General features: G+C 48.2%; 10 protein-coding genes and 1 pseudogene. 10 read left to right on the top strand and 1 reads right to left on the bottom strand.

The features are described from left to right. Positions 1-1,389 precede the first annotated feature (1,389 nt). The 7 genes and pseudogenes from ACZ45B_RS14030 to ACZ45B_RS14000 all read left to right on the top strand — a co-directional run bounded on the left by ACZ45B_RS14030 (position 1,390) and on the right by ACZ45B_RS14000 (position 18,476). A complete protein-coding gene (locus ACZ45B_RS14030; protein WP_148293434.1) occupies positions 1,390-4,086 on the top strand; it encodes a DUF7925 domain-containing protein in 2,697 nt (898 codons plus the stop codon). 148 nt (positions 4,087-4,234) lie between these two features. Further along, positions 4,235-4,798 carry a DUF11 domain-containing protein gene (locus tag ACZ45B_RS14025; RefSeq protein ID WP_024546303.1) on the top strand — a complete coding sequence of 188 codons (564 nt, stop codon included), beginning with the start codon at positions 4,235-4,237 and terminating at the stop codon, positions 4,796-4,798. 45 nt (positions 4,799-4,843) lie between these two features. Then, positions 4,844-6,436 (top strand): DUF11 domain-containing protein, encoded by a 1,593-nt coding sequence (locus ACZ45B_RS14020; protein WP_051352943.1) that lies wholly within the window; start codon positions 4,844-4,846, stop codon positions 6,434-6,436. Continuing rightward, positions 6,433-11,064, top strand: a complete 4,632-nt coding sequence (locus tag ACZ45B_RS14015; RefSeq protein WP_024546305.1) for a hypothetical protein — start codon at positions 6,433-6,435, stop codon at positions 11,062-11,064. Before ACZ45B_RS14020 ends, ACZ45B_RS14015 begins: the two co-directional genes overlap by 4 nt. Before the next feature lie 103 nt (positions 11,065-11,167). Then, on the top strand, positions 11,168-17,224 hold the full coding sequence (locus tag ACZ45B_RS14010) for a beta strand repeat-containing protein (protein ID WP_464675028.1): 6,057 nt from the start codon (positions 11,168-11,170) through the stop codon (positions 17,222-17,224). 198 nt (positions 17,225-17,422) lie between these two features. Beyond that, a pseudogene (gene tnpA, locus ACZ45B_RS14005) lies at positions 17,423-17,629 on the top strand (IS200/IS605 family transposase); the annotation flags it as partial. A gap of 49 nt (positions 17,630-17,678) precedes the next feature. Next, complete coding sequence (locus ACZ45B_RS14000) at positions 17,679-18,476, top strand: DODA-type extradiol aromatic ring-opening family dioxygenase (protein ID WP_024546307.1); 798 nt, start codon at positions 17,679-17,681, stop codon at positions 18,474-18,476. Positions 18,477-18,522: 46 nt separating this feature from the next. On the opposite strand, the gene ACZ45B_RS13995 is transcribed toward ACZ45B_RS14000, so the two are convergent. Further along, positions 18,523-19,767 carry an FAD/NAD(P)-binding protein gene (locus ACZ45B_RS13995; RefSeq protein ID WP_024546308.1) on the bottom strand — a complete coding sequence of 415 codons (1,245 nt, stop codon included), beginning with the start codon at positions 19,765-19,767 and terminating at the stop codon, positions 18,523-18,525. A 105-nt stretch (positions 19,768-19,872) separates the two neighbouring features. Here ACZ45B_RS13995 and ACZ45B_RS13990 point away from each other — a divergent pair, with 105 nt between their 5' ends. From ACZ45B_RS13990 to ACZ45B_RS13980, 3 genes are all read left to right on the top strand, one after another. Beyond that, positions 19,873-20,679 carry a CobW family GTP-binding protein gene (locus ACZ45B_RS13990; protein ID WP_024546309.1) on the top strand — a complete coding sequence of 269 codons (807 nt, stop codon included), beginning with the start codon at positions 19,873-19,875 and terminating at the stop codon, positions 20,677-20,679. 66 nt (positions 20,680-20,745) lie between these two features. Continuing rightward, a complete protein-coding gene (locus tag ACZ45B_RS13985) occupies positions 20,746-21,570 on the top strand; it encodes a metallophosphoesterase family protein (protein ID WP_024546310.1) in 825 nt (274 codons plus the stop codon). Further along, complete coding sequence (locus ACZ45B_RS13980; protein WP_236612484.1) at positions 21,536-22,327, top strand: metallophosphatase; 792 nt, start codon at positions 21,536-21,538, stop codon at positions 22,325-22,327. The genes ACZ45B_RS13985 and ACZ45B_RS13980 overlap by 35 nt, the downstream gene beginning before the upstream one ends. Positions 22,328-22,384 lie beyond the last annotated feature (57 nt).

Here is a 22,384-nt window from a genome sequence, read left to right as displayed (position 1 = left end):
CTCCACTGTTAGGCAAGATAGGCGGCGGACAAGACAAACAAACAGGACCGGGAAAAGGAGGGATAGGTAAGGGAATCGGTTGAGGAATTGGTGTCAAACCAGGTGGCAATGGTAGAGGTAAAGGTCTGGGGAGAGGAATGGGCCGCACAATAGGCGACTGGGGTAAAGGAGAGAAGGAGGACGAAGGGGCTACCTGAGCACTAGTTGGCAATTGAGAAGCCATACTTGCTAGTAAAACAGCAGAAAAGGAAGCAAGCTTAATAACATATTTCATCGTGATAACCTCTGTGTTGTGGTTTGTGGTTTATTTGGTGCTTCCTAGTTGCGGCTCAAAAAAGATATGCACTGTCGAGGGCAGAACAGTAACAAGGAAAAATGTTATGTCAGGGCCTAGCTATGGGATATCGGTTTAATATGACGCTGTCATTGATAACTTTCTGGTGAACCTCAATCCTTGGTGAAATACACATCATGCCTTTACCCATGATGTGTGCCAGGAAGGAACGAACCTGTGAAAAAAGAACAAATTAACCTAATCTAGAAATCCTAAAAGAGACGAATGTAGTCAAAACATTCAAAGTATTGGGTGGCTATGCCTTTGTTATTTACAAGGCCTATTACAGAACATTTAACGTTGCTTCAATTTTTTTAGAATCCTTAAAACTAACTTTTTCTAAACATTTTGTTCGTGATTGTCGAACTCGAGTAACCTTCGTCAAACCTTAGACTGTCAAACTCAAATATCGTCATTACTTGCGTAATATCCAGAAAGTCAAATTTAAAGTTCATTGCATAATTATTATTGAATTTTATTTCTGAAAATTCAATAATAATTATGCCCTATTCTAGTGCCTTCTAAGAGCAAAATAAAATCAGAAACAAGCTCTACAAGCACTAAAAAATCATAGCAATTTTGAAATATAAATGTAATTAAAAAAAGTATCAAATTTTAAGTCAAAATAAAATTTTCTGACAATATCTAAAGTCAAAGGCAGTAGATATGACTTAGAAAATAAATTTTTTCTTTAAAACTGAAGCAATTAAAAATTATTAAGGAAAATTTAAGAGCACTAAAAAAATACTAATCGGGTTGCAATTATACTTTTACTTAAAGATTTCAGTAATTTATGAAAAATTAGATGAAGAACCGATGAATTTTTAAGGTAGAGGTTCATCAAAACTTCACAGAAATAATGTACTGATCAAATCATTTTTGTGGATATACTTGCTTTAATCATTTTTGCCTTAGTGTGCGTATAGATATTAATAAAACTGGTCTAAATCAGTGACCAAATATGCTTAAAGCAGCCCAATGGCAAAGTAGCAAGTAAGTTTTTTGCTTGCTTTGAGCTTATGCTCTTACGAATTTTTTTCCAGAGGAGTCCCAATTTGAAATCCCAGTCCCGACGATCGCCCAAAAAATTACCCCAAAGAACCTTAATCCATAAATTAGCCAGTCCTCTCGTTATCTCTGGACTAATGGCTGCGGGCAATTTCCAGCTCATTCCCCAAGCCCTTGCAGCAGGGACCGCAGCTAATACCCAAATCCGCAATACTGCCACCGCAACTTACGAAGATCCAAATGGTGTTGAGCTCAAGTCGATTTCCAATGAGATTACGATTACTGTTGCCGAAGTCGCGGGTCTTACCAACATCGCCCAGGCGCCTACAGATCTCAATGGTAATAGCGTCGTTTCTGGAGACATTCTCCAATTTCCCTTCAATGTCACAAACACAGGCAACGCTTCGACTGGAATCTTCATCCCTTTAAGCACAAATATTGCCAGCACAAACCTGACAAAAAATCCTGGTACTTACATTGATACCGATGGTGATGGTGTTCCTAACTTCTTCCTAGGAGATAATGGCATCCTCAACGCGGTGACTACAACAGCTGGGGCATATTCACCGGGAGCGCCAGTGACTATTGATCCTGGTGTTACGCCCACTTTCTTTACAGGAGCTGGCTGGGTTATCCCGAACATTGCGGCTGATGCAACCATCACGATCATCGTCCAAGGGACTGTCAACAATGCAGCCAGTGGCCAAGTCTCTGTCACTCTTGGGAACACCGGCCCGAACGATGGCAGCCCTGCGAGCCAGAACCAACCTGATAATTTTGACAGTTCTAATAATGATGAAGTCCGGACAGTCAAGTTAGAAAATGGCGCCATTGAACCCGCAACGGCGATCAATGGTAACCGTGAGGCTGCCGATACTTCTGAGCCGCTGACAATTGGTCAAAATGCACCGAGGCCCCTTGCTCTAGCAACCGTGCTGAAGTCAGTATCCAGTATCAATCCTGGTACAAATCCGGACATCACAGATGACGTGATCACCTATAACCTCAGTTTCCGGGTTGAGAGAGAGCTGCCTTCTGGTTATGAAGGCAACTTTACCCCTGCTGGTCTTAGAGGTACACAGATCACCGTTAATGGAACTGCTGGTGAATATGTGCTTGTTTCTGATGCAAGACCATCCGACGCTGATTTTGTTCTCACAACACCGCCCATTGCCCCCACAGGTTGGACTATCGTTTACACCGCAGAAGCTTTGACTACTGCGGCTCTTGATGCGCGATGGTATGACACTTCAACAGCGGCACTGAATGGAGCTGGTGCAACCTCTAAAATCACCCGGGTTGGTTTCATCCGTAGTACAGCAGCTCCCAATGCTGCAATTCCTGCTGGGACGATTGTCACTGGTTTTACCCTCCAAGCAACTAATGCACAAAATCCGACAGTCCGAAACTTAGCTCAAATCTTTGGTCAAACAAACGGCGATCCAGATAACAATATTGTTTTCGATGAATCTGGTGATCAAAACCCCAACAACTTCTTGGGTGAAAATCCCAGTAATGGCAATCCTTATGGTGACTACGATCCCGCCACAGATTTAGGGAATGCTGCTGAAGAAGACGGATCTGACCCCTATGACGATCGCCCGAATGATGGTGGTGGCAATGATACTGAGAAGGGTGAACCAAATGAGCTGGATCTAAACAATATCTTCCAGCCACAGCCCGCTAATTTGTTGAATGGCCCTGGCGGAACACCGGGTGCCGTCGGCCCAACCAACAATAACGATGATTTCGTTGAAAAGTCGATCACAGAACCTGCCACCCTCGGTCAAGCCGTTCCTGACCCCGCTGCTGTTATTTTCAATAACTCCGTCTCCAATGGTTCGGTCACCGACTTCAACAATGTCGTGTTGCGGCCCATCAGTCCCACAGAAGCCAACCTAGTTTGTGCCACCTGTGACTATGGCAGCGTTGATGTTAATGGCGGCGCAATCGATATTCCCGACGGTACAACCGTGACGATTACTCTTGGTGGTCAATCTGCAACTTATACCTGGAACGATGATACAGCGCCTGGTACAGGAACTTTTGATCTCACTACGGGGACTCAAGTTTCCATTGCGACTTTGACGGCAGGTCAGACCCTCAATTACACCGTTACAGTCGATCTACCTGGTGCCAGTGCCTTTGATGCTTACAGCATCCCAGTGATCGCCTATGTCAACAATGACCAGAACAACACCTTTGATGCAGATGCTGAACGGCTGATTAGCAACATTAAGGTCGATCGCCTTTATGCTGGTTACCTGAAACTGAACAAAGAAGTCCGGGTACGCTACAGCAATGGCACAACATCTAACTTTGTTGCGGATGCAAGCATTATTAACCCGGCGCCTGGCCCTGGCGACACCCTGGAATATCGCATTACTTACACCAATATTGCGACACCAGCTCCTAGCGGTGGTTCTGGTAATACGCTTCTACCGGCGAACAATGTTGTTGTTGAAGATAGCGGTATTAGTGGTACTGCGGGCGATACAGGAACCGGAAATAACTGGGCTCTGGATAATGACATCAATGGTGTTATCGATACTAGCCATGCTGGGGTCGGCACGGCGATCGCCTCTGCTGGTGCAATCCAATTCTTTAACGGTAACCCTGCAGTCCTAGGTATCCAACAAACTGGCACAACAGCTTCTACTGATGTCACCCAATACATCAACAATGTGGGCACTGTGAATCCTGGTGGTACGGGTACGTTCACCTTCCAGCGACGCATTAACTAACCCTTACAAATCTGTTGTGAAACTCAATTGAGTTTCACAACAGATCTTTTCTTGTGCAGGTGGGATTTTCTCCCAGCTTGCTTTCTGGCGGCCTCCCAAGGCAAATTCTGCCAGTTTACTCAAATTAGAAAAAGAGATATTTAGCACGATGAAGAAACCTTTATTTTTCCTCCTAGCGAGCATTTCCCTTAGTTTTGGCGTTGTATCGCCTCATGTCGGCCAGGTCGGTTCCCAGCCTGTTTTTGCTCAAACTCAACAACAGCAAGCCCTAAATCTAGAACTGATAGGCCACCTGCGTACTACCGAACGTAATTGGCGGGGCGAGGAACGAGTCGCATGGCGGAGTCTTGAAGGCGGCTTTATGCGGCCTGCTCCCCGGGTACGTCCTGGTGATATCGTCCGCTACACCGTTAATGGTAACAACCGCACTGATCAGCCGCTTTCTGGCTTGGTGCTCACCGATGATCTACCTGAAAACACTGTCTATGTAATGGGTTCAGCTGCTGCTGTGGGTGGCGCCACCGTGACCTTTAGCATCGATGGTGGCCAGACCTATAGCGCTAACCCAACGATTCAAGTGACCCTGCCCAATGGCCGAGTGGAGACCCGCCCCGCCCCAGCAGAACGCTATACCCATGTGCGCTGGACTTTCCGCAATGCTGTCCCTGCCCGCGCTGCCGTGAGTGGGCAATATCAGGTGCGTGTCCGTTAATACTTTTTTGTTGTGACCGAGAGAAGAAGGAAATCCCCGAATTTAATGGCTTTTTTTATACATCATCAACCAGCTAAATTTTGGCACGCTTTTCTGGCGATCGCCTGTATGGGGATTTCTCTCACTGGGGGCCAAGATTTCCTTTTAGCCCAGACCGAAGAACCCACTAATTCAACTGAACCTGAAGCACCCAGCCGCATTATTTTTAATCGCGCCGAGGCCACCTATCAATTTGGCCCCGATACCCAGCCGAGCCGCACCAGCAGCAACCCCATGAGTGTCAATGGTTCCCTCAAACCCTCGACCCCGCCGAGTATTGGCCGAGTGACCCTTTGTAATGGTGATTTGTTTAATGATTACAGCGGTTTTAAGGTCGCGCTCTACGAAGCGACTGGCCCCCTACAAACGGACTTGGGCCCTCTGGTGAGCCTCGACCCCGCTGCGACGCTGCCTTTAATCCCGATGGCAGCTGGCGTAAACCCCAATAACGAAAATCCCTTTGATCTGGGCGACACAGAGCTTCTAGATCCAAGCCTGCAGGGACAATACAATTTCCGCTTGCGGCCAGACCAGGTAAGCGTTGGTCAAGCATTTATTTTAATGGTGACACCCGCCCCTGGTAATTTCGTCGATGAGCGGCCCATCCAAATCCGGATTACGGCGGTGACAGACACTTCTTTTTCTTACACTGTGACTGCCCTTGATGACCAACCGCCCCCCCTCGCCAATGGCTACCTCGATCAATCAAGAACCCTTGCATTTTTACCCCAAACTAAAACACTCCGAAAAACCAGCCTAAAAGATCCCTTAGGCGGTGCGTCGATTCCCCTAAATTTGCTTGCTGCAGAAGTACCTCTCTGTCAACAGCAGGCGATCGCCATTCAAAAAACCGCCAACCAAGCCACCGTAGAACCAGGGGGCATCGCGATCTACCGTTTAGCGATCACAAATCGCACTACCACCAACCTTGAAAATGTAGAAGTGCGCGATCGCCTTCCCCTTGGTTTCCAGCTCATTGAAGATTCAGTTCAAGGGGCGATCGGCGAAAATCCGGCCGCCTTAAATACAGCCATCAGTGGCCAGGATATTACCTTTACTTTTCTCGAACCACTGCCCGGTGGTGAACCCCCCGAAAATAATCCCCTCACCCGCATCGTCTACGCCGTGGAAGTCACCCCCGATGCGATCCGAGGCGATGGCCGCAACGTGGCTTTTGTGGAAGGACAACGTGAAGACATTAACTTTACCGTCCGCGACGGCCCAGCAATTTATGTCATGGGCGTCCGTGATGGCCTCATTTCTGACCTCGGCACAATTGTCGGGCGGGTCTTTGAGGACAAAAACTTTGATGGGGAACAACAGTATGGCGAACCTGGCATCCCCAATGCTGTGGTTTTCTTCAACAATGGCAATCGCATTGTCACTGACAATAACGGCCTATTTTCTATTAGTAATGTTCTTCCGGGCTGGCACTCTGGAGCACTTGACCTGACCAGTGTCCCTGGCTATGCCCCTGCCCCTAACGAAACATTTATCGCCGAAGACCGCAGCTATAGCCGTACTGTTCGCCTTGAACCTGGTGGGTTAGCCCGCTTAAATTTCGCTGTGACTCCCTTGGTTCCCGGAGCAGCCCCATGAAAAAACGCTTCTCCGTTCCCCTAGGCACTTCGATTTTTGCCCTTGGTGGTTGGTTTAATGCTGTAACCGCGAAAGTTCCAGATATTAACACCGCCGAAATCCAGGGGGTGATGCTTGCTCCTACCGAGACGACATCCCAAGGGACTCCTTTTGAAGTTGTTTTGGACAAAACTTTGACTGGCAATGTCCAAGGGGAAATGTACCTCGCAGAAGTACCTGATCCCGTCACCGTCGAACTGGACACGGAACCAGAAGTAATTCCAACACCCCTCAACGAATCAGAGTCTGAACTAGAGATTTCTCCAGTGAGTCCTGGCCCTAGCCAAGCAAGTGTGCAAATTATTAGCCCCAGTCAGGGCACAGTTTTAGACAGCAACTCCAGCGCCGTGGTGATCGAGGTGCCCGTGGGCAGTCGTACCACCCTCAGTGTCAACGGAAGCTCTGTTGACCCCAACCAGATCGGCCAGCTAGAAACCAACAATAGCACTGGCATGGTGCGCCAGACTTGGTACGGGGTGATCTTTGGCCCCGGGGATAATCTCCTGGAAGCGACGGCGACTCTCAATGGCAACACCGCCGCCAGTACCGCCAAGGTGCAATCCCCCGGTGATGTGGCCAGACTCCGTCTCTCGACCCTCGAAACCCGGGTTCCTGCTGACGGGCGATCGCCCGTGACAATCCAGGGAACGCTGCTGGATAAAAATGGCAACCGTACTAATGGGAGCGGCCAAATCACCCTCGAAGCCACTGCCGGAGAATTTCTCGGTGAAGACGCGGGCCCCGGGGCGCCTGGGTTTCAAGTCGATGCTAAGGATGGGGAATTTACCGCCACACTCCAATCCTCCCTCGACAGTGGCCCGGTGCAGATTCGCGCCCGGCTGTTTGACCTGGAAGCCTACACTCAGGTGCAGTTCGAAGCGGCCTTGCGCCCTAGTCTTCTCACTGGGGTGATTAGCCTCCGGGTTGGGGCCGACAATACGGACTATTTCAGCAGTTACCGCGATTTTCTCAACCCCGATAGGGACAGCAATACTACCTTTGATCTAAGCGGAGCCGCCTTTGCCACAGGCAAGATTGGGGATTGGCTCCTCACGGCGGCCTTGAATAGCGATCGCCCCCTCAATGAAACTTGTGAAACCTGTACCAATCGGCTATTCCGCGCTGACCAAAGCTCCGAAAAACCCTATCCCACCTATGGGGATAACTCCACCGTCCGCAACCTCACCCCCTCCCAGGACAGTTTTTTCCTGCGCCTAGAGCGATCGCCTCGCCTCGAAGGAGCCACCGACCCTGACTACATCATGTGGGGGGACTATAGTACCGCCCAGGAATTTGCCACCAGCTCCCAAGAATTCAGCGCCCTCAGCCGCCAACTTCAAGGGGCAAAGCTGAATTACAATCTCGGCGATCTGCAAATTTCGGCCCTCTACAGCCAAGGGGGGGAAGCGTTTCAACGGGATACCCTGATTCCCGATGGTAGTAGTGGTTTCTATTTCCTCACCCAACGCCTCGTGGTTCCTGGCAGCGAGGAGGTTTTCTTTGAACTCGAAGAACTAGAACGACCAGGAATTGTCGTATGGCGCGATCGCCTCCAGCGGAGTCTCGACTATGACATTGACTATGACCGAGGGACGATCATTTTTACCGAGCCAGTGCGCCGTACTGAGGTGGGAGATAACGGGGAAATCCTCGTGCGGCGGATCATCATCACCTACCAAAACGAAAGCGGCGAAGATAATGTCCTCTACGGCGGACGGTTACGCTATCACTTCAACCGCACCCCCAACCAAGCCAGTTGGATCGGCGCGACCTATTTCCACGAAGGTCAAGGGGAGCGGGATTTTCGTCTCTATGGTGTCGATGCCCAGATTCACCTGGGAGAAAATTACAAATTTATTGGGGAATACGCCCAGAGCCAAAACAGTTCTTCAGAAATGGGAGCTGTCTCCGGTGCTGCCTACCGCTTTGAATTGGATGCCAAGTTTGCCGATGGTTTTACGGGCCGCGCCTACTACCGCCGGGTGGATAGTAGTTTTGCCAACAACGCCACCATTAGTTTTGTGCCGGGGCAAACCCGCTATGGGGCTGATCTCAACGCCCAATTGTCTCCCAATACTCGCCTTAACATCCGCTATGACCACGAAAAAAATCAAGGGGTAAGTATTCGCCCCATCGTTACCCTTGGTGATCTGATCAATGCAGGCCAGGAAGGGATTCCCGACGGCTTTGTCAACAATGAGCTCACCACTATTTCTGCGGGTATTGCCCAACGCTTTGGTCAGTCTAGTCTCAATGTCGATCTGCTGTTCCGCGATCGCACAGACTACATCAATCCGGTGAATGACGGTAGCTCTACCCAGTTGCGCACCAACTTCACTACCCCCCTAAACTCCCGTCTCAACCTACGTTTACTGAACCAAACTACCCTCTCAGCAAATTCTGACGCAGTGTTTAGCGATCGCAGTCAAATCGGCCTTGATTGGCGTATCGCCGAAGGAATTGTCCTTAACCTGAACCAAAACTGGTATCACAGCGGCAGCCTCGCAGGTCAAAGCACCACCAGTGTCGGTCTCAATGGAGAATACAAACCCTGGCATAACACCACCTTGACGGCGCGCTACGACATTGAACGCTTTGATGTGGGGATGCGCGATAGTCTCGCTTTCGGTCTGAAGCACAACTGGGCAATCTTTGAGAATTTTGACCTCGACCTGGGCTACGAAAAAGTCGTTGGTAACCTCTTTGGTCAGGGTGATGGGGCCGTGGGTCAAGGGGCTTCCCTGGTGACGGGCGTGCGCGGCGGTGACAGTCTGACCATCCGAGGCCGCTACCGGGGCGGGGATAATTTCCAGGCTGAAGCAGGTTATGAGTTCCGCAATACGAGCGGCAGCAGTACCAGCAACATCAATGCTTTGGTTCAAGGGAAACTTTCTCCCTCCCTGACAGCCCTCGCAAATTTCGACCGCCGTTTTGCCGCGGGCCAAGCAACTCGGGGTTTACCGCCTACAACAAATCTCCGTTTAGGATTGGCCTACCGCAATCCCTACACGGACAAATTTAACGCTCTCCTCCGCTATGAGTACCGCAAGAATCCGGATACCATTCCCGAAACGCTCTTAATCGGCCAGGGGCAAGATGTCACAGAACATTTATTCGCAGCGGAGGCGATCTATGCTCCTGACCACCGCTGGGAATTTTATGGCAAGCTTGGGTTCCGAAATTCTACTCTCCAACTGGCCGATAACTTCGAAGCTGCCAGTTCGGCGACTTTGGCACAGCTCCGGGCAACTTACCTGCTCAACCGCAATGTTGATATTACGGGGGGTATTCGTTGGCTCAACCAGCACACGGCGGGTTACAGCGAAATGGGTTGGCTCGCAGAGGTGGGTTATTATGCAACATCTAATCTACGGTTAGCAGTGGGTTACAGTTCTGGCCAAGTGAACAATGACCGAGATTTTTCGGGTAGTCGCTCCGATGGCGGTTTCTATGCGGGGGTAACCCTAAAACTCGATAGTTTGTTTGGGGGCTTTGGTCGTCAGGAACCGATCGCCCAAAGACCAGAAATCCGGGAGTTACGGGCAGACATTCCCCGGCCAAAAACCGATCTACAAGCTACTGGGCCACTCCGCCTAGATGTATCCCAGGCGATCGCCTTTAATCAAGGCAGCACGAATGTGTCTCTGGAAGGACAGAGGGTATTAGATAGTTTGGTCACTGTCTTGGGGCAATATTCTGATCTGAAGCTGGATATCCAAGGGTACTTGCCCCCATTAGTAGAACTCACAGCTGATAATCTCACGGCCCAGCGGTTGCAGGCGGCTCGTCAATATCTTCTTAGTCGCGGCGTTGGGGGCGATCGCCTGATGATTCGCTCCTTGGGGCGTGGTTCCCAGACGGTTCCGGTGACCTTTACTCTGAGCGGCTCGGTGGGAACATTCCAGGCCATTTTGACCCAACTAGGTGGCAATCCCCTCATCGGGAATTTGATCGACCAGGGGCTACCTCAATTGGCCAGCTTAACCCCAGTGACCCAAAATGCGTCTATGCCTATTACAGAGCAGTCTGCTCCTCAACCCTTGACAATTACCACCAGGCTCACTGTTTTCGATAGTGACGAAATTTCTACCATCCCAGAAGGTCGCTATCGTCTGGGCGATCGCCTAAATGAATCCAGACCCAACTTTACCTATATTCCTGAATGGATCATCGGATTTGCGCCCTTAGAAAATCCCGACGCTTTGCTCCTTGCGGAGGTTATCCCCGTAAATCCGATCACCGAATTTGCCATCAGTCTGACCCCTGATCGAGACTCCATTGCTGAGATTTCAGGCGATCGCCTCCTGGTTCGGGAACTTCCCGACGATCCTCAACCGGCAACGCAAATTTTAGGCGATCGCCGTCTGGATGAAGACCCAGCTAATCTTCTCAGCCTCGCTCCCCAAGCTAGTACCCTTTCTGGGCGAGAAGCCCGCCGCCTAGAAGCAGCCCTCTACTTCCTACTCAGCGAAGACCTCAATCGTTTAGACGATCTATTCCAAATCAGCGGACGACAACAGCGTCGCGAGCTAGGTCAAACTATCGACCTTGATCGTCTTTGGACTACAAATTCTTTTCTGGATGAGTAATCTTCATGAAAATTTTATTCCTAGCACATAAACCCTCCTACAAAATTTAGCAATTTAAACAACCCAAGTTTTTATTTTAGTTAGATTAAGCTCTCAAAACTTCATGGCAAAGAATATCGGCTCCTCAAACGTATTTAAAGCACTATCCTTTGATTTTTTCATCAAAGTATTGCTATGGCCTCTATCTTTACTTGCTGTTATGAGCGATTTTAGCTGGTCTGTTGTTTTTAAGCGAATTTTATCAAACTTTTCTAATCAAGTCATACCACGACAATCCGAAGCGATCGCTGTCTCAACCCGAAAAAAAAGACATATAACAAAGAAAAAAAAATCACGTTTCCTATTCAACTTTTTTGTCACACTAATTCTGACAATTCAACTCTCTGGATTAAACTTAATCTTTCATATACAGCCGGCGATCGCCGCTGGCCCCCTGAGCGTCGAACCCCTTACCTGGGATATCATTGGCTTAGATAGTAACAATCCCAATGATGGCCCCGACAAATTTCTCGTGGGTGCTAGGGTTTGTAACCTCAGTACAACAACCTCTGCCCAAAATGTCAGAATTCGCTTTGTTCGTGAAGGTGCATTTAATCCTCTTATCAGTGTAAGCACGACAGGGCTTTATAAAGATCAATGGCTTGTACCAAATCTTTCCCCATCAACTACAGGTACGGCTCCCTTAAACCATCATCAACAAACCAACAGGCCAAAAAACTGTTTTGATGCTTATTACGTTTTAACCTTGACTCGCACTGCGGATATTTATAATCGAGTCCAACGTTACCGGATTGAAGCTTTCGCTGACAACGCCGCGACAGTCGACACCAATAGCTATCCAGATCCGTATCAAGGCACTATAAATGAGTATGATACTGGCCATCCTCGACAAATTTATATTGAAAAAATTCTTTCCCAATCTCGCAATAGTGTTCTTGGTTTTACCCAATTAGCTCCTGCAACTGCTGCCAGTATTTTTGGACTCAACGCTAGCGAGATCGATAGTGCAAGTGGTAGCGGAAGTAGCTATGACGTAGAAGTCGGCGGCACGTATGCTTTTGAACTGACAACTCGGACTGCAACAGCCTACCCTCAATTAACGGTCAGTTCCGATTTTCCCAATGCTATTTTCCAAATCTTAGATGTTCAGACAGATTATAGTAACGTTAGTGGTGACCCTGACAACTCCAGCATCTACGCCAATGCCTGTGGTTGGATTAGTGATCCTACGGTACCGGGTTATTTAGCAAGTTCTAGCGTCTGTGATTATTCAGAAGTTACGCCAGGTGGAACACCGGATCAATATCCAAATAACGCTGGCAAAGTAGGGAATACCGTTAAAACCCGCTATCTCTTCAAGATTTTAGGAGGCGCTGGTGATTACACAATTAATCATCTTATCCTCGATTTTTCTGGCGGTAGTTTTCACTATAATGGCGGCTTTGGTTCAGGTGTTGGGGTAGTGAACTTTAATGTTACAAACCCTAGCGCTGACTTAGTCATTAACAAAAGCCATATTGGTAATTTTACACCAGGGAACAATACATACACCTTCCAAGTGATCAATAATGGCCCAGATACAGCCCGGGGTGATCTCGTGATCACTGACACATTACCCCAGGGCTTTACTTTCAATCCTTCCAGCCCTGCCATTGGCGTAGAAAATCAATCAGGGACAATTACCGGCTGGACTTGTACTGGTGCAGGAACACGTAACATCACCTGTACTAATCCTAATGATTTAGGAAATGGAGGATCAACAACTTTAAGTATTCGCGTCAATGTTACTGAAACTGCGGCGGTAAATACCTTTAACCAAGCAACAGTGAGTAGTCCAACCACTGATCCTAATCTCGCCAACAATACAGATATTGATCCCACGAGCATTATCCAAGCAACGAATCTGAAGCTAACAAAAGCAGATAGTAGTCCTGATGCGGCAGCAAATCCAGCCAGTAATAATGCCCCAGTGGTTCTCTCTGGATCTCCGATTACCTACACTTTCACTGTACAAAATCAGAGTAGCCTAACAGCTGCAGCGCCGGTAGTCATTACAGATACGCTACCGGAGGGACTTACTTTTAGCTTGGCTGATAATCCGAATATTCCTACGGCCTGGAATTGTGCGATCGATGGCCAAAATCTGACCTGTACTTATACTGAGGGCAATGGTTCTCTAGCAGGTAATACAACAGCACCTTCCTTGCCATTGGTTTTCAGAGCGAATGGTGGTGTGATTACTTCGGGTACTAGCGCTGTTATCAAAAATACAGCGACCGTTACCAGTGCAACAGCAGAAGCAGATAGTAGTGATAACACCAGCAGTGATGATTTTCTGGTTACATTGCCAGTTTCTGATTTGACGATTACAAAAAATGATTTTGAGGCAGCTTTTACCTACAATCTTTCTGGTCAAACCTATACTGGAGAAAATTTAATCTATGAAATTGCTGTAAGAAATAATGGCGTTGCACCAACTGTCGGCCCCATCGCTATCACCGAAACTCTACCGAACAGCAATAACAATATTATTGAATTAGCTTCAACAACCTTCGCCGGAGTAGGGCCAGACGGTTCAGTTATTAACTGGACTTGTAACCAAGGGATTAATAATCCAGTTTTACCCGCAAGCGGAACAGCTTGTGCCGTTGGCAATAGCGGACTTTTTACTTTTGTCTATCCTGGCACTTTAAATCCTGGTCAAACCGTAACCTTAAGTCTAATTGTGCGAGGAAGACAAACAAATACAATCCCTGGGACTAGTAGCTCGCTGATCAATACTGTAGGAGTTTATAACCCTAACGACGGGGTAACCCAATCAAAGACAGCAACTGAATCTACGCCTGTGTTGATTAGTAATAATGATAAATACAACATTGGAATTCGGAAGCAATTAACCCAGATTAATGGAGCTCCTCCAAGTCCTACTTGTACTTTATCTAATGGAATTAACAACTATGGAACCACCGAAAGCTGTACGGCGACAGTAAGCCCCGGCAATACTATTCAATATACTGTTACGGTCGTTAATAATAACAATGGTGGTCCAAATGGTGTTAATGTCGCTATTTCAGACTTTATCCCGCCTGAAATCAACATAACGGGGGTAACTTGCTCTGCAGCTGGTAGCCAGGGTCAAGCTTTAACAGTCTGTGATAATCAAGTTTCTAATTCAGGGCGTGGTAGCCTTTACCCTGTCAATTTTAATTTAGTATCTGGTACTAATCCCCCAAGATATCAAGTTGATAAAACAGCTTTTTTAAGCAAAGGTACGGGGGTTGTTACTTATACATTTACGGGCAGTATTAAAACTCTAGCTCAATTACAAGCATTAGGTATTGTCAACAGCAATATTGTTAACCGAGTTAGCGCACCGAAGACTGATGGAACTTTTGTTGATACAGATTCAAATGATAATCTTTCTTCTACTTCGATTCGTTTAAATATTACTGATCTGAGTATTACTAAAACGGACGCAGTGAATGGAATAACAGATCCTGGTGCTACAAGTTTCACCGCCGGAGCAGAAGGTGTTTACACTTTGAGGGTGAATAATCTCGGTTCGAGTGCAACGGTTGATGACATCAATGTAGTGGATGATGTGCCGGACCGATTCCAGGTGCTCGAAGCTTTCGGGACAGGCTGGAGCTGTTTGGTCGAAAATCCGACCCCCGCTAATCCTGTCAGTAACCCAGCAGCAGATGCTATCAATAACAACATTGTGCGCTGCGTTCGTAGCACATCTTTAGCAGCGAATAGCTCCAGTATGATTACTATTCGCATTAGGCCGATTGCGACATGGATTCCGACTGGAGCAGAAACTTTTCCTGTGAGTTTTGTGAATATTGCCCAGGTGAGTACAACGGGGGATACGAATGCAGCAAATAATGGCTATGCACCAGGTACAACGACCGGATTAACAGAACCTTTTGGCTATGAGCAGACTCCCGTTGTGGCACCGAATTTTGATCTCAAGATTACAAAAAGTGCCCCCAACGGTAGCTTTGCAATTGGACAGACATCTTCTTATCAGTTGGATATTCTTAACAATGGCCCAACAGAGGCGATCGCCTCGACGACAAATCCGATTACTGTAACCGATATCTTACCGACAGGCTTTACTTTTATCTCCGGCACCGGATCCGGTTGGACTTGTTCGGCTTCTAATCAACTGGTGACCTGTACCCGTAGTAGTAACCTCGCCGTAGGCGCGACAACATCGATTAATCTCAATGTTTTTGTCGATGGTACTGCCACTAATCCCACTTCAAATACTGCGCAAGTAAGCCTAACAGGAGAACCCAGCGCTAACATTATTTTGGATAACAACGATTCTAATAGTCGAAATCGTCACACTATCTCGACTGCTGTCCAACAGGCTGCGGATCTCAGCATCACTAAAACATTAATTTCAACGATTACAAATTCCTCGCCCCCTCCAGCAGCCATTCCTGGTTTAGTAGCTGGAGAACAAGCAACCTACGAACTAAAAGTAACGAATAATGGCCCTTCTAATATTTCCAATGGCGAGGCTATTACTGTTACAGATAATCTGCCAAACAATTTGAGTTTTGTTTCCGGTTCTGGCGATGGCTTTAGTTGTAACGCCTCTGGTCAAGCTATTGCTTGCACGAAAACTAATGGCTTAACAGTCGGCCAAAGCGCCGCGATCACGTTAGCTGTCAATGTAAATAATGTTGCCACTGGCGATATTACGAATTCAGCTAGTGTTGATGCTGTGACAACTCCAGATCCTGACCCAAATAATGATAACGACAGTACAACAAACCCTGTACAAACCCGTAATCTTGATCTAGCTCTCACCAAAAGTCACCTGGCTAACAGCTTTGCAATCGGTCGTCAGGGCACCTATAGCTTAGAAGTAAGCAATGTTGGGAATGTCACCGTCACTAACCCTATTACGATCACCGACACACTTCCCGTAAATCTGTCCTATGTAAGTTCTGTTGGCCAGGGGTGGACTTGCAGCGTCACTACCCAAGGAAATACTAGTACCCAAGAGATCGTCACCTGTACCAGTGATGATGATTTAGCCCCTGGTCAAACAAATACTATTGATCTTGTTTTTAGCGTTGGTTCAACAACCCCAATCGGGACTGACATCATCACTAACACAGCCACGGTTATAACGGCAGGAGATAATAATGCCAACAACAATACCGACACAGACCCCACCAGCATTACAGGTAGTGCAGATTTATCTATTGATAAAGCCCATACTGGTGACTTCACACGAGGTACTCAAGGAAGTTATACGTTGACTGTCAGAAATAATGGAACATCTAATGCTACGAATATAGAGTTAGTCGATCAGCTTCCAGATGATCTTTACTATGTCTCTGGTACAGGGACAAATTGGACTTGTCCAATCGTGAGTTTTACGGCACCAAATCCACCCACCCCCGAAGACTTGAGAGATATTGAGTGCAGCTATAACGGAACCCTGGCCCCTAACAGTACGACAGTATTAACATTAACGGTCTATGTACGAGATGACGCACAGGATACGTTTGAAAATTTTGCAACCGTTTTTGCCAATGAAGCTGATCCGAATTTAGATAACAACACTGATACTGATATAACGACTGTTACTGGTAAAAATATTACTGCTCCTGATTTAATCCTTATTAAACGGATTACAGCGATCAATGGAAATAGTCAGAATTTACAGGCAGTTATCTCTGAGGATGGGGCTGATAATGCTAATTGGCCTGTGGACTTTGTGAAAGGGGCAAAAACGACAGAGGCAAAACCAGGCGATACTGTTGATTACACAATTTATTTCCTCAATAAAGGAGATGCCTCGGCAAACAATGTCCAAATCTGCGATCGCCTATCGCAATTCCTGGATTACATTCCCAATACCTATGGTGCACCTGATTGGGGAATTAACCTCCAGTTCAACAGTAACTCCACTAATCTGACCGGAGCTGATGATAGTGATGCAGGACGCTTCTTTATCCCAGGAACTGAACCGACGGGCTGCAGAAACCCAGCTAATCCCACGGCAACACTCACAGCTGCAGAAAATGTGAGCGGTACGATTAGCGTGAACTTGCCTGAAGTCAAAGCTTCAACGGGTTCTGGTATACCCAATGATGCCTATGGCTACGTTCGTTTCCGAGCAAAGGTTAAATAATCTCTGTTTTGTTAAAAGTAGACATGGGGCGATCGCTGTTTGGCACCCACTGACTGGATTCATTAATATCACAGGGATTTTGCTTATGCCAATTGGATCGCTCACCCATTAAGGCAACTTCATCAAAAGAGGGACGTCAGCGTCATATAAGATAAGCGCATTGTTTCCAGACTACACTGATTGTAGTGAAGAGCATCCATGAGAAACGATTTTGTTTTTAGTGGTAGAGCCACATCTGACGTTTTAACAACTAAATACCGACACAAGGTATTTACAGGTGAGATACTGAATTGGTTCCATGAAATTCTGTCTGAACTTTGCGAGAAATAGAATTGCAAATTGATTGAATTCAACGGTGAGGTGGATCATATTCATCTGCTGTTTCAGTATTACCCGCAAATAGACTGATCCAAATCCGTGAATAATTTTTAGGACGACTCACTTCCCCTTGACCATGCCGCATATACCCAAAGCCTTTTTTCTCTCCCATGGTGGTGGCCCGATGCCCTTATTAGGAGATGCAGGCCATCAGGAAATGGTCGCCTGTCTCCGACATATCGCCCTCAGCATCCCTAAGCCAGACGCCCTTTTGGTGGTCAGCGCCCACTGGGAAACAACAATTCCCACACTCACTGCCAGAAAAAACCCGCCGCTCATTTATGACTATTACGGGTTTCCTGAAGAATCCTACCAAATTCAATATCCTTGTCCTGGTGAACCCGCTTTAGCGCAGGAAATTTACCATTTGTTGGCAGGTGCTGGTATTGAGGCTGCCTTGGATGAGGAGAGAGGCCTAGATCATGGAGTTTTTGTCCCCCTCAAGCTCATGTACCCCGAGGCTGATATCCCCTGTGTGCAGTTATCTCTGGTGAATACCCTTGAGCCTTCTACTCACATTGCGATGGGGCAAGCGCTGCAATCTCTACACCAGAAGAATGTCCTCGTGATTGGTTCTGGTTTTTCTTTCCACAACTTGAAAGCGTTCTTTGGTGCCACAACAAAGGAATCTCAGGCACTCAACCAGGCTTTTGAGGACTGGTTGGCACAAACTTGTTCTAGTCTTGACTATACGGAGGCGGAACGGGCAGAACGCTTGCTCCATTGGTCAGTGGCGACTGGGGCGCGCTATTGCCACCCCCGCGAGGAACATCTGCTGCCGTTGCATGTTTGTTATGGCGTTGGGCAAACGCCTTGCTCTGAACAGTTTCGTCTCAAGATTATGAATCAAGAATCTAGTATGTATCTGTGGTAGCTCGGGGATTCTATTCGTTGGCCCTTGCTTTGGTTCGGGTTTTGTCTTAGGCGCTGATACCGGAACAGGCGACGGCATTGTAAATTCGCTGGAGACTTGCTTTGGTCAGAGCAGGCACAAGGCGATCGCCTGCGGCCATGCGCGCACCGGAGATATTACGGGCAGTGGGACCAATTTGTAGGGCGGCCAGTCCTCCCATGAGAAATAGATCACAGCCCTGCCAGCGTAGATATTGATCGAGAATTGGTAAACCTTGGACCGTGGCTTGGGGATATTGTTCACTCACTTTTTTGAGGAGGGGTTCAGCAGCAATTGTAAACCGAGTCCCTGTGGCAAACCAGAGGCGATCGCCTTTAATCATTTCCCCATTTTCGCAGTGTAATTGCCAGTGATTGTCCTGCCAGTGGGCGGCTTGAATTTGACAGTAGGGTTTTAAAGTAATGTTGCCTTGGCGTTCGGCGCGGCGAAGCTGGTGCATCATCGCAGGAGTCAGAGAACCGCCATTACGAGCTTGCAGGATCATTTGGTGGCGTTTTTGCCAATCGGTTTCGGCATAGAATCCCTTGAGATATTTAGGCCCTAGCCAACCAGCGTCGGCATCAAATAGTTTTTCTTGGAAAGAACGACGGGCAATCAGCGTGACTTCTGCCTGACGGTTCATCGCCCCCAATGCCAGATGTCCACTGGAAAGACCACCACCAATAATCACAACTTTTTCCCCCTTGAGGGATAGGGATCGCAGATCCACCGCCTCACTATGGCAAAGGCGATCCGCTGGATGGTTCGTAGAAATGTGTGGGACCCAAGGGGGAATTTGGCGCTCGGTGCGATTGGTGGCAAGAACCACCCGCCTTGCTTGCCATTGCTGACCATTGCCTAGGGTCAGCTGGAACTGTTTTTGTCTGGGAGTTGGCGGTTCTAAATCAATCACTGCCTCTGGGATCAGTAATTGATCGAGGGCAAAGTCGGCGATCGCCCACTGACAAAAATCTTCAAACAGCTTTGTCCCTGGGAGGTCGTAGGGCGGGAAAAGTTCATCGGGACGCCCCTCCGCAAACCGCCGCAGGGCGAAGGGATCGGGGTGGGGATGATGCACCGCAGGCGATCGCAAATGGGGAATCTCCTGGGCAGCAAACTGCGCTGACCACTGGGCTAACCATCGGCCTTTCGGCTCAAAAACTGCAATGCGCTTGTACCATTGGGGCCGCTTTTTCAGGAGATGTAAAACCAAGGTGAGACCTTGGATTCCCGCCCCAATTACCGCTAGATCACACCGTTGCTGAGTAGACATTTGAAAGCTTTTCGTAAACAATGATAATCATTATCAAAATAATGCCATTGCAATTTAGCACAAAATCAAAAGCTAGCTTGTTGGCTGGCAGGAAGAAAAACCCAGATGATCGATTGGACAAAAACAGCCATCGTGGCGATCGCCGGACTGGCAGGATCGGGCAAAACCCAGTGGCTCCGGCAACAATTGCAAAAAAGCAGCGAGCCCATTATCTATTTCGCGCCCCGGACCGTGGACTGCGCAGTGGATCGCCATTGTCTTGCCCTCGAATTTCCCCATTGGCAATTTTTAGAAGAGGGGCAGGAAGTGGAACTGGTTCAAGCGGTGGAACAGGGGGCGATCGCCATCTTAGAGCTGGGTTTTTATGTGGCCCTCGCCTCCGGCGAAGAATTGCTAAAAGCATTGGAAGAGGCAGGTTTTCCCTGCCAGCGGTTGGCATTTGTGCCCGAGCAGATGGCGAGTTCCCCTTGGCATGACTGGGCCAACGAGATCATTGAAGTCCCGATGCACCTCCCCAGCAATGAGATTCAAGTGTGGCGATCGCCCCTCAGTGGTCAGGTGTTTGATCCTGCCAGTCTGAATATTTTTTGGGACGAACTCACCGCCGGAGCCTATGGCAACATCCAGCGAGCCAAGGGCATTGTCGAAATTGTCGATGGCCGAGCGTTTTATCTCGACTATGTGGCCGGCATGGAGGACAGTTTTTACCGTGAACTCCCAGTTCAACAATGGTTAACGGGCAGACCCCAACGGTTTAGCGGTTTAGAAGTAGTCGGGACGCAGTTAGACGGGCGACAAATGTCTAATACTCTCCTTGACTGTTGTTTAGGTGATGAACTGCTGGATTACTATCAGGCACAAATTCGGCAGCAACGGCAAGACACCACCGAAGCTGACTATGCCGCTGCCTAAGCTTCCCCAGGGTTTTTCCGGTAAATAAACACAATTGACTGAACGATAAAATTTAAGCGTAAACTAATGAAAATAGCCGTTATTTCCTGCATCCACGGGAATTATGAAGCATTAACCACCGTGCTGAATGATATTGAGGATCAACAGGTGGATCAAATCTATTGCCTCGGCGATCTAGTCGGTTATGGTCCCTATCCGAATCAGGTGGTGGAATTAGTGCGATCGCTGGATATTCCGACGGTGCAAGGGTGCTGGGATGAGGATATTGTTGACGGGTTAAATGCCTGTGATTGCAGTTATCCTTCCCTGCTAGCCGAAAAACGGGGCAAACTGGCCCACCAATGGACAGACGGAGAAATTTACGCTGAAACCCGTGCCTATCTCGCCGAATTGCCCAAGGTGCTCAAGAAGGATCAATTTGCCTTTACCCACGGTAGCCCCCAGAGTCAGCATGAGTATTTACTGCCGGAATTGGATGGCTTTCTGGCACTAGAACGGGTACTCAGTACAGGGGCAGATATTCTCTTTTGTGGTCATACCCATGTTCCCTATGTGCGTACCCTTGACCAAGCTTCCCTGAAATTTTCTGTCCAGACGAATTCCGCTAAGGCGATCGCCCCAGAGCAAGAATTTACTGCCCCCATCAAACGCATCGTTAATGCCGGATCCGTCGGTGAACCGCGCCATGGTCGCCCCAATGCCACCTATGTGATCTATGACGGCGATCGCGATCAGGTGGCATTACGGGAAGTGGAATACGACTACCAAAAAACCTGTGCGGCGATTATTGAGAAAGGATTACCGCCGATTTTTGCGTGGCGCTTAGCCCAAGGTATGGAATTTGCCGAACGCGCCGATGACCCAACCCATCTCTGTGAGCGGGGGGTATAAAGCCATGATGCAATGGGCAATTTTAAGCGGCATCGAAGGTAATTTAGCCGCCTATGAAGCGGTACTACAGGATATTCGACGACAAACCCCCAAGGTCACGGATCTTTATATCCTCGGCGATCTCATTGATGGCACCCCCGCAGGGAATGCCGTCGTGGAGCGCATCCGCCATCCCAAAAAAGGCGAACTCATCCCCCAGGTTTGTAAAGGAGCCTGGGAAGAACAATGTTTAATCGTGCGGGGCTTAGCGGCGGAACCCGAAGACAATCCTTTTCTTGTCGAAAAAGGGGGCCATATTCTCAAACAACTCTGGGATCATGTCCCACGGGAAACGGTGCAATGGTTTAGTCAGCTCCACTTTGGCTTTGCGGAATTGGACTGTCTCTTGCTCCATGGCAGTAGTTTGACGGTGTTTGAAACCCTGACCCCAGACATTTCTCCGCTGATTTTGCTGGATCGCCTTTCTCGCACAGGCAGTAACCGTCTTTTTTGTGGGCGATCGGGTCAAACATTTAAATATCAGGTCACCACAGGGCAATTGGCCGCTACGGTAACAACTCTTGATACGCCTCAGATGTCTCAAAATTATACGGTGGGCGATCGCCCGGGAACTGACGACGCTGCAGCACGGCTGATCGTTGGCGTGGGTAATGTCGGACGAATCCCGAACCAAGCCACCTACACCCTCTATAGTCCCAATAATGATCAGGTAATTTTTCGGACGGTGCGCTACGGAACAGCGGCGGGCTTCGGTTGATTGATTAAGCTGTTTTCCAAGCAATCCCCTTAAATTTCTCCAGATTGGCGGTTTAAG

It is taken from the genome of Picosynechococcus sp. NKBG15041c (genome assembly GCF_055380235.1).
The sequence above is the reverse complement of the archived record's forward strand: the minus strand, read 5'-3'. Positions and strand labels throughout refer to the sequence as shown.

Excerpts from the sequence above, each read along its gene's own strand:
- ACZ45B_RS13990 (WP_024546309.1), top strand. The coding sequence starts at position 19,873 with ATGATCGATTGGACAAAAACAGCCATCGTGGCGATCGCCGGACTGGCA.
- ACZ45B_RS13980 (WP_236612484.1), top strand. The coding sequence starts at position 21,536 with ATGACCCAACCCATCTCTGTGAGCGGGGGGTATAAAGCCATGATGCAA.
- ACZ45B_RS14025 (WP_024546303.1), top strand. The coding sequence starts at position 4,235 with ATGAAGAAACCTTTATTTTTCCTCCTAGCGAGCATTTCCCTTAGTTTT.
- ACZ45B_RS14015 (WP_024546305.1), top strand. The coding sequence starts at position 6,433 with ATGAAAAAACGCTTCTCCGTTCCCCTAGGCACTTCGATTTTTGCCCTT.
- ACZ45B_RS14000 (WP_024546307.1), top strand. The coding sequence starts at position 17,679 with ATGCCGCATATACCCAAAGCCTTTTTTCTCTCCCATGGTGGTGGCCCG.
- ACZ45B_RS14020 (WP_051352943.1), top strand. The coding sequence starts at position 4,844 with ATGGCTTTTTTTATACATCATCAACCAGCTAAATTTTGGCACGCTTTT.
- ACZ45B_RS13995 (WP_024546308.1), bottom strand. The coding sequence starts at position 19,767 with ATGTCTACTCAGCAACGGTGTGATCTAGCGGTAATTGGGGCGGGAATC.
- ACZ45B_RS13985 (WP_024546310.1), top strand. The coding sequence starts at position 20,746 with ATGAAAATAGCCGTTATTTCCTGCATCCACGGGAATTATGAAGCATTA.
- ACZ45B_RS14010 (WP_464675028.1), top strand. The coding sequence starts at position 11,168 with ATGGCAAAGAATATCGGCTCCTCAAACGTATTTAAAGCACTATCCTTT.